We start from the raw sequence: 12,639 nt of genomic DNA, 5'->3' as shown, positions 1-12,639 counted from the left end.
AATTCGGAGAATAATTTAACTCCTGCATGGCCCGCAGGACTTTCTCCCGCGTCTTTTCGGCTACAAAAGGATAACCGTTTAGAACCCGCGAAACTGTAGCAATGGATACCCCCGCCGCTTTAGCTACATCATAAATGGTCGGCAAACCTGCGTCACTCCATAAAGACAGCAGACATAGCTTGATTCACAGCGCTCACATTTGCTAGTTTGGAAGCGCTTTCAACAATCTTCGATGTAATATATTCGCTGTCTAAAGATAAAATCCTGCTGGTTAAATAAGTTCTTTTTTTCACTTTTCTATCAAAATCTTATCGATTAACACGCAAGTGTCTATCAAATATCCCATGAGGAGGTCACCCTGTCCTTGCCGCGCAGTTTTTCAGCTACAGCATCGACAATAAAACGGTTGCGGTTGACGCCGCGGGTTTTAAGCATTTTTGTTTCAGACATAGTAACACCTGCTTTGTGAAACGCCCGTGTCAAAATCGCTGGGCGACATCTTAAACTACATTTAACTCCTTTCTCCCCCTATCCCTCCGCTTCCTCTCCGTTTCTACTCCGTTTTCGTTCTAAAGTTCACAATTAAGTATAGGTAAAAAAGGCTGCTGACCTTCCCTTTCGGCCAACAGCCTTACAAATTTAAGATTATTCTTCTTATTTGCCCTTCATGTTCTTGGTATTTAAGGCTATTTACTGCTTAGGAAGCTATTTGCCTGATGCCGGCCATAAGAAGCCCTAAGGTGCGTTCCTCGGCTTCCTCCGCATCCATGATCCTCATGATCTGCCCTTCATATATTACGGCAATACGGTCGGATAAGGTCATAATTTCTTCTAGATCCTCTGAGATCAGGAGTACTCCCATACCCTTGTCCCTGGCTTCCATAAGTTTTAAATGAACATATTCAGTAGCTCCTACATCTAATCCCCGAGCAGGATAGGCCGCCACCAGGACCGAGGGGTTGCGTGTAATTTCCCTGGCCAGGATCACCCGCTGTATATTGCCGCCGGAAAGGCGACCGGTAGGTGTATCTAAGTTCGGGGTTTTAACTCCAAAGCTTTCTACCAAGGAGGCGGCCCGTGACCTTATGCCCGAGTTATTGAGGAATATACCCTTGGCATAGGGTGGAAGGTAATGGTCTTTGAGTATAAGATTTTCCCAAACGGTAAAGGACGGTATAATACCGACATGGAGCCTATCCTCAGGGATATATCCTAGCCCTTGTTTAATAATCTTCTCTGGGGGCCAATTAGCGATATTCTTTCCCTCTAAAAGGATCTGGCCTCTAGTTACTTTTCTAAGCCCGCTTATTACCTCGGCCAGCTCCTTTTGACCGTTACCAGAGACTCCTGCTATACCTAGGATTTCCCCTTGCCTAACCTCTAAAGATATTCCCCTAAGGGCTGGAGTTCCTTTATCGCTAGGAGCCCAGACTTCCTTAAGCTCCAAGACAGGTTTTCCTGGAGAGCGTTGCCCTTTTGTTACCCGTGGGGCCATCTCCCTCCCCACCATAAGCCGGGCCAGCTCCTGGGGTGAGGTTTCAGAAGTTTTTAGGGTAGCTACCACCCTGCCATCCCGCAGAACGGTTACCCTATCGCTTACTGCCATAACTTCGTTTAATTTATGGCTTATAAATACTATAGGCCTGCCCTGCCTAGCCATACTTTTAAGCAGGGCGATTAACTCATTAGCTTCTTGTGGAGTAAGAACAGCAGTGGGTTCATCCAATATGAGCAGGCTAGCCCCTCTATAAAGGGCCTTGACTATTTCTACCCGCTGCTGTTCGCCTACACTGAGCTGCCAGACATAAGAATCTGGATTTACGGCCAGGCTATAAGCGTCGGAGATCTCTTTAATCTTCTGGCTAACCGCCTTAAGGTCCAACAAAGGTCCTTTAGGAGAAGGTAGACCTAGGGCCACGTTTTCGGCTACAGTAAGGGTGGGCACCAGCATAAAATGCTGGTGCACCATTCCGATACCAAGTTCTAGGGCTACCCGGGGAGAAGTTATCTTTATCGGTTGCCCGTTTATTAAAATTTCCCCCTCATCCGGCTGGTAAAGGCCGTAAAGGATGCTCATCAAAGTGCTTTTACCAGCGCCATTTTCTCCTAAAAGGGCCAGTACCTCGCCAGCTCTGATCTCCAGATCAACATGGTCATTAGCCAATACTCCAGGGAATCTTTTAGTGATCCCCCGCATTTCAACATGCCTGATTTCGTGAGCCATCAGACTACCATTTCTCCTTTTATCTTTTTAGTTTAATACTCCCCTATTTTTTAGGTTGCTCCTTAGGAAGTTCTATCTTTAGGCTACCACTTACAATCTGCTGCCGGGCTTTTTCCACGGCATCTTTGGCTTCTTGGGGTATTTTGTCAGCTAGTTTGGGATTATATTTTAGCTCCAAGGTGCCATCAGCAAAGGAGAGCATCAAGTGTTGGCCGCCGAGTACCCCTTGTTTCCTCAAGCTTACCATCTTTTCAACCACTTTTTCCCAATGATAAACTTGGGCCGCCAGCACCGTATTAGGAGCTATACTGCTCTGATCCATATCAGTGGATAGCCAGTATTTACCACTACGCTCGGCCACCGCACGTATAGCACCTACAGCTTGCTGGGAAGAACCCGTAAGGATATCAGCGCCCGCATCCATATGAACTTTGGCCAGCTCTCCTGCTCCTACGATATTGTTAAAGGAACCTGTATAGGCAATACGAACCTTTACATCGGGTTTAGCAGCAGCCACTCCTTGCTGGAAACCGTTATTATATTTAATGGCATCACCAGATTCTACAGGGCCTACTATACCTACTATACCAGACTTGGTCATCTTAGCCGCCAGTATACCTAAAAGATACCCGCCTTCTTGGGCCTGAGGATCATAGGCGAAGATGTTAGGCGCTGTTTGGAAACCGGTCCCGTAGGCAAAGGTGGTCTTGGGAAAATCAGCGGCGATCTCCCGGAGTACGCTCTGATACTGAGCGCCATGGGCTATTACAATGTCATACCCCTGGCTGGCATATTGCCTAATGGCTGCTCCAGCATTGACAGCATCGCCCAACCTTTCGCTTACAGCAATTTCTACCTTATCTTTACCTAATTTTTCTTGTACAGCTTTAAGACCTTCATACATGGACTGGCTCCAGGCCATATCATCTACAGTGCTAGGGAGGACCAAGGCGATACGTATCTTTTCCGGCTGTTTGGTCTCCCCTTCCTTCTTGGTTTCGGTAGCAGGTTTGCCGCCACAGGCAGCTAGCGTGGCTAAAAACGTGACAGCCACCAGGATAGTTAAAATTTTCTTCCATTCTTTCATACCTTAATTGGGTCCTCCTTTCATTCCAATATTAAAATTATTGCTTTTACCCTCGGGTTCCACGTTCGTAAGGCCTACCCAATGCTGCAGGCGCCCAAACGCGGCCGAAGGATACAGCCAGTGCCACTATAGTGATTACATATGGCAGGATTACTGCTAGCTCATAAGGCACGCTAATACCTAGCACTTGAACCCATAGCTGGAAAGAGTCCGCCATACTAAAAAGTAGCGATCCTGCAAGGATCCCCAGAGGGCTCCAGCGGCCAAAGTAAACCAGGGCCACAGCAATAAACCCTCTACCAGCAGTTATATAGTCCGCATACATGTTGGCCTGTCCTACTGTGAGATAAGCCCCTGCCAAGCCTGCTAACATGCTTCCCAGGATCAAACATTGGTAGCGGATACCATCTACACTTACGCCTAAAGTATCGGCTGCTTCTGGTGTAGTGCCTACCGCCCTGACCTTAAGCCCCCAGGTAGTTTTATAAAGAACAATCCAGGTTATAGGGACTAAAATGTAAGCTAGATACACAAGCCAGTTGTGGGAGAAAAATATTGTTCCAATATATGGAATATCGCTTAAACCAGGTATTCTTAAAGGACGCAAGCCCTCTATAGCGGTTATGGCCCCCACATAAAGCCTAAAGAGTAGCCCAGATAAACCCCAGCCAAACATATATAAGCCAATTCCACTTATACCCTGTTCGGCCTTAAAGGTTATACTAACTATGCCCATAAGTAAACCCATTAAGGCCCCAACAACTAAGCTTACAAGGATGCCCAAATAAGGGTTCCCAGTCCGCCAGGTTACGAAAAACCCCATAAAGGCTCCCATGAGCATAATGCCCTCAATACCGAGGTTATACACTCCTGAGCGCTGGGTAAACATTTCACCCAGGGCTGCCAATAAAAAGGGAGTAGCTAAACGGATTCCCGTAGCCAATATTCCGACTATTAAACCCTGACTGATTACGTCTTCCATTATACTCCAGTTCCTGCCTCCTTTGTTTGTTTAATGCGAGTAGAAATATACCGGGTAAAAATACGTGTTAACAATTCGGGTTTTCGGAGCAGCAGATCGCTAGATACTACAAACAGGATAACGAGGCCTTCGATAGCCATAACTATGGCCGCCGGTACGTTAACAGCCCGCTGCATCATATCTGCCCCTAAAATAAGGGCTCCTAACAGTATAGCTGCCGGAATAGTACCTAAGGGATGGAGCCGACCGAAAAGGGCTGCTACTATCCCGCTAAACCCGTATCCAGCCGAAAGGGACTCCAGGGCGCGATGGTGAACACCTAGTACTTCTACCGCCCCTGCCAGACCGGCAAAAGCGCCAGCCAGGGCAATAGCTAAGATAAGGTAAAATTCAACCCTAATTCCTCCATAGCGCGAGGCCTCTGGTCCCGCACCCACAGCCCGCATACGGTAGCCGATGGTAGTACGCCATAAGAATATATATACCACGATAGCTAAAATAAGGGCTAATATAAAGCCTGTATGCAGGCGCATACCCGGCACCAAACGGGTTAGCCAGACCTGCTCAGGAACCATAGCTGTCTGCGGTACCCCGGTACCATAGGCTACTTCTTGGGGGTCGATTAAGGGACCCCTTATCAAATAAAGATAAAATTGAAGGGCGATCTGATTTAGCATAACGGTGCTTAAAATCTCGTTAACCGCAAGGCGCGCTTTCAACCAGCCTGCGATACCACCCCATATGCCTCCAGCGACACAGCTAGCTAACAAGACTAGAGGTAAGAGTATAACCTTAGGCCACCCGGGAAGGAGTAAGGCTACAGCCGAGGCTGTTATAGCTCCCATGAGTATTTGCCCTTCCCCACCTATATTCAGGATACCGCTCCGGAAGGATATAACTATTCCAAGCCCTACTAAGAGCAATGGCGTAGCACGTACCAGGGTTTCTGTGAGGCCAAATTCGCTCCCTATAGGGCCTGTAAACATAATACTATAAGCTTTTATAGGGTCGGAGCCAGCTAAAATTAAGAGGATAGCACCTATCAATAAAGCCCCTGCTAAGGCCCCCAGGAGAATTAATACTTGAACAAACCAGGATTTAGCTATTTGGTTGTTCACACATCCACTCCCCTAAAGAATTATTTTAGTGTTAATTTATTCGACATAACTATTTTTATTCCTGCTAAATCAGGAACCTTTTAGAGAACTTTTTATGCTTTAACAGGCCGTACAGGCTCTCTTATCTCTAGCTTCATCTCCTCTCCAGGGCGGGTAATTACAATATATTTCTGCCACTCCGGGTCCCGGCGGGGTAAAGGATGGGGAGCATCCCAGGTGGCAAAACGCAGGTGAGGGCCCCGGCTCTCATCCCTTAAGAGGGCGCTTCGTAAGATCATCTCGGCCACCAGAAGCATTTTTTCGTTTTCCAGGGCGTAGGCTAGCCCGTGATCATCGGCTCTTAATTTTACTTTTTTAAGCTCCTTAAGTTCCTCTAAAGCCCGGCTTAAGCCCTCTTCAATCCGGATCACGCTAGCCGCCCGGTCCATAAGATCTTGAAGCCTCTGTCTGAAAGGTCCTGCCTCAATATCGCCACCAGATTTAAGTTCTTTCATATGTTCTACTAAAAGCCGGATTTCGTCTTTCTCTCCCTGGTCTACACCTGCTAATTCTTTCTCCGGCATACTAAGGGCTCTAGCAGCAGCCGCTTCTCCTGCTAAACGGCCAAAGACTTGGGTATCCAGAAGGGCATTTCCACCAGGCCGGTTAGCGCCGTGCTGGCCGCCCGCCACCTCACCTGCGGCATAAAGCCCCGCTACGGTTGTCTCGCCCCTTTGCCTTATCTTTATACCCCCCTGGAAATGTTGGATGCAGGGGGCCACCTCTATAAGGTCTCCTGACTCAAGATCTACTCCCCGCTCTTTTAGCCACTCCATGCTCTCCCGGTTAATCTCAGCAAGCCTCGCTAAAGGGCTCGTCTTCCGCGCATCGTCTCCTAGATCTCGGCTAGCTTCTTTAAAATATCTCTCTATATTAGAGTAATCTAGATCTTCCCAGGAGAAACCCTTCGGATTTTGAGTATAATCTAAAAATACCCTGCGGCCGGCCATTATCTCCCGGTACACCGCTACATCTACCATGTGAGTGGGATGCTCATAGGTTACAGGCCAGCTAGCCCCTTTACGGAATATTAAATTAAACAGGGAAGAAGGAGTAGTACCTGGGGACATATATTTAAATAAAAATTCTTCCCCTCTATCGTTTACAAAACGGGGGATAGCCCGCAACATGCTACCTGAACAATTAAGTTTCGTCTTTAGGGAGGCAAGCCCGATCTGAATAAACTCTAGATTTACCAGTTCGGCGCCAGCCTCATAGGCTAAGGCGTAGCCATCGCCCGTCATCCCCCAGGGATAAACATTGTTTTTAAAAACAAGGCCCCCTCCCCCAGTAGCCAATATCACTGCTTTAGCTTTTATCACCTTCAAGGCCCGTTCAACATCATATCTTTCGCGGGTATCTATACCTAAAGCTCCGTATACTCGTCCCTCCTTTACCAGAAGACGAGCGATCATGGTAAAGTTAAGAACTTCAACCGGTAGTTCTTTTAACTTACGTATAAGGGCTTGTTCTATATGGATGGCGGTTTTAGGGCCTGTGTAACAAGCGCGGGGATACTCGGAACCATCGGTAACAAATTGGCGGGGAAAGCCCTTTTCATCTTTAACAAAGGGTACACCCAAAGAATCCAAGTAATCGTAAGCTTCCGCTGAGGATTTAGCCAATATCACTGCCAAGTCCCAATCAGATACCATGCCTCCTAGGCGGTAAATATCTTCCGCGTGGTACCGCCAGTTATCTGGACCACCGGGGGGAGTATGGGGTAAGGTGGCATGGAAGGCCATACGGTCTGAACAAGCTGTGGCTGTAACCCCGCTCCGCCCTAAAACCCCCTTGGTAGCAAGGATCACCTTTAAGCTAGGGTTATACTCTTGAGCAGCGATGGCGGCCCGCAAGGCGGCACCTCCACCACCTACTACTAACACATCACAGGAATAAAACTGCATATCAGCCTTGTCACCTCTTTATAAGCTTCTTTTCAATTTCCCCATCTATACTCTTCCGCTATCTTTTTAAGGAATAATATCTTTTCCGGTACCGCATGGTAAGGTACTACACCGCAGCCGAGAATAAACCTGCCCCCAGGGGCACCTAAGTTTAAAACCTCCCGGGCCTGGGCAGCGATCTCCTCTTCGGTACCTGTTTCTAGTAAGGCGGCCTGGATGTTACCTCGTAATATTATATTTGCGGCCTGGGCTTTAAGTTTGTAAGTGGCAAGATCTGTACCATAGTCAGCCACCAGGATGGAAGAACCCGTTCGTACGAGCCAATCCACGATGGCAGTGGTATTTCCACCGCTTATTAGCCCTATGCTGGGTGCTCCTACCATTTTAAGCCGTTCTATAAGCCTTTTATGTCGGGGGTAGACATATTCAGCATAAAGTTGGGGCGAAAGTAAAGGAGGAGCTATCCAAGATTCATTTATGGATAATCCTACACCCCGTTTAATAAAGGCTTTACCAAAGACAAAACTTACTTCGGTAGTAAAGTCCAATAGCTCTCCCGCAAAACCCGGATCCATTACTAAGTCCAAGACCAAAGCTTCATAACCCCTAAGGAGGGCAGCCAGGGTGAAGGGGCCTACGATAGCTGCTCCTACCAGAACTTCCTTCCTTAATTTTTCCTTGATTCGGCTGGCTGCCTCCAAAAGAAGGGGCATGCGGCCATCTTTTTCTGGATCGGGTAAAGAGAGCCTGCTTAAGGTAGCCTTCTCCTCTAGCACGTGGGATATAATGGCCGGGACAACAGGTTCTTCTGTATTGTAAGCTACAGTACAACCTAGAGCCTCGGCTTCCACGTTATAAATATCCACGCCTACTGTAACCAGGTCGTGTCTATATAGTTCATAGGCCTTTAATTGCCCTTTTACTATAAGTTCAGCACTTCTAGCCATAGCGGAAGGAGTGACTCCAATAAGGGCTGCTGCATGCTCATAAATGGTAGGTACAAACGGAACTCTATCTGGAATTTCTCCTTTAGCTATAGCTTGCATCCTTTCTAGGGGAAGCAAAGAAAAACCCTCCTAGCTCTTATCCTGATAAATCTTGTCCGGGAAGAAGAACGGCTTTAATAGCCTCCCGCTGGCGCATAGATTTTAAGGCCTCGTTGGCTTTCTCTAAAGGGAACCTATGGGTAATAAGGCGGGCAAAAAGGTGGGGGTATTTAAGAATTAGATGCATAGCTTGGAATACATGACGGGTATCGCTGACCCACACTCCTTGTAACCTTAAGTTCCGGCGTACTAAATCCCTGTACCCATCAAACTCAAAGGTACCAGCCGGCTGGCTGGAACCTATGCTTAAAACCGTTCCCCCAGGGCGGGCTAAAGTTATGGCCTCCTTCAAAGCCTCGGCAGTCCCTGCTGCCTCTACAACTACGTCGGCTCCTCGACCACGAGTAACATCCAAAATTATCTCGCACCTTTTTTCCAAAGACACTTCCCGCCGATTCAACACTATCGTGGCTCCAAACTCCTGGCCTACTTTAAGCCGCCCTGCGGAACCACCGATCAAAATTATCTGGGAGGCCCCATAATCCCGGGCCAAAGCTACTGAGAAAAGACCTAGAGGCCCCGGCCCCAATACCACCACTGTATCACCTATCCCTGGCCGTATAAGATCAAACCCATGGGCTGCTGTGGCCCCTGAACAGGAAGCAGCCACCAACACTGCCGGATCTATCCCTGGGGGAACTTTAAACACATCCACTCCAGCCGGAAGAATAATATAATCAGCATAACACCCGTTTAAATAGGGAGGCTCCATTAAAGATACGTTTATACCCTGCACTGTACGATAGGGGCATAAAGCAGGTTCTTTGGCTACTGTACAATAGTAGCAAGAACCGCAAGATATACCCCGGTTCCAGAAGATGAGATCGCCTATTTCTACCCTTTGCCCATCTACAGTTAATTTAGCTCCTGATACATCAGCTACCCTACCTACTCCTTCATGGCCCAGGATCATAGGAAGTTTGGCCCGCGGGTCTTCTCCCTGCCATATGTGTACATCGCTTCCGCAAATACCTGCCGCCTCGATTTTGACTAACATCTGGCCAGGCTGGAGGGGAGGTATAGATAATTTCTTTTCTACCAGCGGTTGCCCAAAATTCTCTAATACACAAACTCGCGCCTTCATGATAATATCTCTCCTCTGCTAGGTGAAGTCTCTACTTATTCCCCTAAATATGCCTGGCGGACTTTAGGGTTGTCCATAAGGGCCTGGCCTGTTCCTTCTAAGGTTATACGGCCGTTCTCTAATACATAAGCATAATCGCAAAGCTTTAACGCCTTACGGGCATTCTGCTCTACCAAGAGCACAGTAACACCAGCTTCCCGTATCCTTTGGATAATGGTAAAGATAGTATTCACTACTCTAGGTGCTAAACCCAGGGAAGGCTCATCTAAAAGCATCACCTGCGGATTAGACATTAAACCACGGGCCACAGCCAGCATCTGCTGCTCTCCCCCACTCAGAGTACCTGCATATTGGGCGGCCCGTTCCTTAAGTACCGGAAATAATTCATAAACTCGCTCTAGATTTTGTTCTATATCTTTATGTTTCAAAGAATAGCCGCCCAGGATGAGGTTTTCCCTTACCGTAAGGCCGGCGAAGACCTTCCTGCCCTCTGGGACCTGCACAATCCCTTTGCGTACCACAGCGTGGGGCTGGCGAGGAAGTTCCTCTCCTAAAAATTTGATAGAGCCCTGACGCTGTTGAACTAGCCCGGATATAGTATTAAGCAAGGTGGTCTTCCCTGCCCCATTGGCACCAATAATACTTACAATCTGGCCGCGCTGAACCTTTAAAGAGACATTATGCAGAACTATGATCTCGCCGTACCCGGCAGTTAAATTGCTAACCTCTAACATAGCTATTCCTCTTCCCCCAAGTAAGCTTTGATAACTTCGGGATGGCGCTGGATTTCCGCCGGCGGCCCTATAGCCAAAGTACGACCGAAATTCTGCACGTATATACACTGGCAAAGCTGCATTACAACTTCCATTCTATGCTCTATAAGAAGGATGGATAGAGCTTGATTACCGTTTAAATCGCTGATTAAACTTATGAGCTCCCTGACTTCACTAGGATTAAGGCCGGCCGCCGGCTCATCCAAAAGCAACACTTGGGGCTCGGTAGCCAGGGCCCTGGCGATCTCTAGCTTACGCCTTAGCCCATAGGGGAGGCTTTCGGGAGCTAAATCTCTAAACTTATCTAACCCCACTATGTTTAAATAGTGCCGAGCCCTTTCACGTAAGGATTTTTCAATCTTAAACTTCCGGGGAGTGGATAAAAGGCTCTCCCCTAATCCGTAAGGAGCCCCCGGGTCCAGGGCGACCAACACATTCTCTAATACTGTAAGCCCCCGGAAGAGGCGTATATTCTGGAAGGTCCGCCCTATACCCTTCCTGGCGATCTGGTGCTGCTCAAGGCCAGTGATATCAGAGCCTTGAAATATGATCTTGCCGCTGTCGGGGCGGTAGATACCGGAGATGAGGTTAAAAATAGTTGTCTTCCCAGCCCCATTAGGCCCGATAATCCCGAAAATAGCCCCGGGAGGTAATTTAAGGGAAAAATCTACTACCGCCGTAACCCCTCCGAACCGCTTATTTAGGTCTATCGTTTCTAATATCATAAAGGCTCCACATCCTTTGCCTTCTTTTTCCATACTTCCCACAGTTTCTGGAGGGAGATTTCATACTGGCCGAAAAGTCCTGTAGGTTTAAAGTTAAGGATGAAGAGCACTATGGTGCAGTAAGCCACGATGCGCCACTCAGAAGCTGCCCGCAAAATTTCCGGCAGAGCAGTCAAAAAAATGCTAGCAAAAACGGCCCCACTTAAACTGTTTATACCCCCAAAGAAAACCATGATGATCCATTCGGCCGACTTAGTCCACCCAAACATAACAGGTTCTACGTAACTTGTATAGAAACCATAAAGCACACCTGCATAAGCGCTGATGGCTGCTGAAAGCAAAAAAGCGATCATTTTTACACGGTTTACGTTAATTCCCATAGCCGCTGCGGCGAGCTCATCGCTGCGCAAAGCCAAGCACTGCCTGCCGTACCGTGAATTTTTGAAGCCCCATACCAAGAAGAGGCAGACTAGGGCAGATACCAAGGCCAGCTCCAAGGTAGTCCAGCGAGGTATACCTGATAAACCCATGGCGCCACCAGTGATATTCACGGCCTGGTTAAGAAAAGCTGCTATAGCTTCTCCAAAACCGAAGGTGACCAGGGATATATAGTCCCGCCGCAGCCTTATAGTGGGTAAGCCTACAATAAACCCTGCAACAAGCCCCAAGAGCACAGCCGCCACAGCCGCCGGGGCTAAACTCCAGCCATATTTTGTAGCCAGCAATCCTGCTGTGTAAGCACCTATACACATGAAAGCTGCTTGTCCTAGAGAAAAGAGCCCTGTTAACCCTGTAAGAACAAATACACCTGTTACCGCTACCACATTAATGGCGGTAAAAATAGCGATGGAAGACCACATATCCATAAAAATCCAACCCCTATGCTTTTTCCTGAACGTGCGTGCCTGCAATACCCCGGGGACGAAGCAGTAAAAAGAGGAGCATAATGCAGAAGATAAAAACCGGGGAAATAGCAGAACCCACTAGTTTAATCAAGAGAATCTCAATTAAACCTAAGAGGAAAGCCCCTATTACAGCTCCTTCCAGACTCCCAAGTCCACCGATGACTGAGGCGATAAAACCTTTAACCACCATCTGTCCTAGCTGGGGGTAAAGGGTGTAACTTATCCCTAGAAACACCCCGCTTATCCCACCTAGGAACCCAGCTAAAAAGAAGGCCAACTGAATGATCCTCAATACATCTATACCCATAAGGCTCGCTGTATCTAGATCATAAGATACCGCCCGCAAAGCCATACCTACTTTAGTGCGATAGATAATAAAAGCCAGGATAGCTAGTGCGGTTAAGGAGATGGAAAACATAATAAGGTCGGGAAAGTTTAGGATAAATTGTCCCAATCTTAACGTGTTGATCCGGAAAAAGTTGGGATAGGAATAAAAATTGGTGCTAAAAAAGATGGCGATAATATTTTCTAGAAGCATCCCTAAGGTTATGGAAGAAACGAAATAATAAATTACAGGGCTCCTTTTGTTGCGCAACCGCCGGAAGGCCACCAGTTCAGCGGCTAAACCTAAAAAACCTCCTATCTCAATAATTTTGCTTCTAGCTCGTTAAATCTCCTGCTCTCTTAGA

Annotated in this window: 12 protein-coding genes; all 12 read right to left on the bottom strand. The window is 47.6% G+C overall.

Annotated elements, in window-relative coordinates:
• Nucleotides 1-145 (bottom strand): LacI family DNA-binding transcriptional regulator (locus L5656_RS07560; protein ID WP_297201341.1); only part of this gene is annotated, 145 nt, incomplete at its 3' end.
• Nucleotides 146-697: 552 nt separating this feature from the next.
• Complete coding sequence (locus tag L5656_RS07555; protein ID WP_297201335.1) at nucleotides 698-2,224, bottom strand: ABC transporter ATP-binding protein; 1,527 nt, start codon at nucleotides 2,222-2,224, stop codon at nucleotides 698-700.
• A gap of 43 nt (nucleotides 2,225-2,267) precedes the next feature.
• On the bottom strand, nucleotides 2,268-3,311 hold the full coding sequence (locus L5656_RS07550) for a BMP family lipoprotein (RefSeq protein WP_297201333.1): 1,044 nt from the start codon (nucleotides 3,309-3,311) through the stop codon (nucleotides 2,268-2,270).
• Between the two features lie 46 nt (nucleotides 3,312-3,357).
• Complete coding sequence (locus L5656_RS07545) at nucleotides 3,358-4,293, bottom strand: ABC transporter permease (RefSeq protein WP_297201330.1); 936 nt, start codon at nucleotides 4,291-4,293, stop codon at nucleotides 3,358-3,360.
• Nucleotides 4,293-5,411 (bottom strand): ABC transporter permease, encoded by a 1,119-nt coding sequence (locus L5656_RS07540; protein ID WP_297201327.1) that lies wholly within the window; start codon nucleotides 5,409-5,411, stop codon nucleotides 4,293-4,295. Before L5656_RS07540 ends, L5656_RS07545 begins: the two co-directional genes overlap by 1 nt.
• Nucleotides 5,412-5,503: 92 nt before the next feature.
• Entirely contained in the window at nucleotides 5,504-7,357 is a 1,854-nt protein-coding gene (locus tag L5656_RS07535; protein ID WP_297201323.1) for an FAD-dependent oxidoreductase, read from the bottom strand.
• Between the two features lie 32 nt (nucleotides 7,358-7,389).
• Nucleotides 7,390-8,421, bottom strand: coding sequence for a uroporphyrinogen decarboxylase family protein (locus tag L5656_RS07530; RefSeq protein ID WP_297201320.1), 1,032 nt, complete (start codon nucleotides 8,419-8,421; stop codon nucleotides 7,390-7,392).
• Between the two features lie 19 nt (nucleotides 8,422-8,440).
• On the bottom strand, nucleotides 8,441-9,547 hold the full coding sequence (locus tag L5656_RS07525; RefSeq protein ID WP_297201316.1) for a zinc-binding dehydrogenase: 1,107 nt from the start codon (nucleotides 9,545-9,547) through the stop codon (nucleotides 8,441-8,443).
• Nucleotides 9,548-9,582: 35 nt separating this feature from the next.
• Nucleotides 9,583-10,281: an ABC transporter ATP-binding protein gene (locus L5656_RS07520; protein ID WP_297201313.1), complete on the bottom strand. Its 699-nt coding sequence runs from the start codon at nucleotides 10,279-10,281 to the stop codon at nucleotides 9,583-9,585.
• Nucleotides 10,282-10,283: 2 nt separating this feature from the next.
• A complete protein-coding gene (locus L5656_RS07515) occupies nucleotides 10,284-11,045 on the bottom strand; it encodes an ABC transporter ATP-binding protein (protein WP_297201312.1) in 762 nt (253 codons plus the stop codon).
• A complete protein-coding gene (locus tag L5656_RS07510) occupies nucleotides 11,042-11,911 on the bottom strand; it encodes a branched-chain amino acid ABC transporter permease (protein WP_297201309.1) in 870 nt (289 codons plus the stop codon). Before L5656_RS07510 ends, L5656_RS07515 begins: the two co-directional genes overlap by 4 nt.
• A 13-nt stretch (nucleotides 11,912-11,924) precedes the next feature.
• Complete coding sequence (locus L5656_RS07505) at nucleotides 11,925-12,593, bottom strand: branched-chain amino acid ABC transporter permease (RefSeq protein ID WP_297201338.1); 669 nt, start codon at nucleotides 12,591-12,593, stop codon at nucleotides 11,925-11,927.
• Nucleotides 12,594-12,639: the final 46 nt, after the last annotated feature.

The sequence above is a fragment of the Thermanaeromonas sp. genome (assembly GCF_021890735.1).
Classification (GTDB): Bacteria; Bacillota; DSM-521; order Neomoorellales; family Neomoorellaceae; genus Thermanaeromonas.
This window is presented reverse-complemented; position numbering and strand designations above follow the sequence as displayed.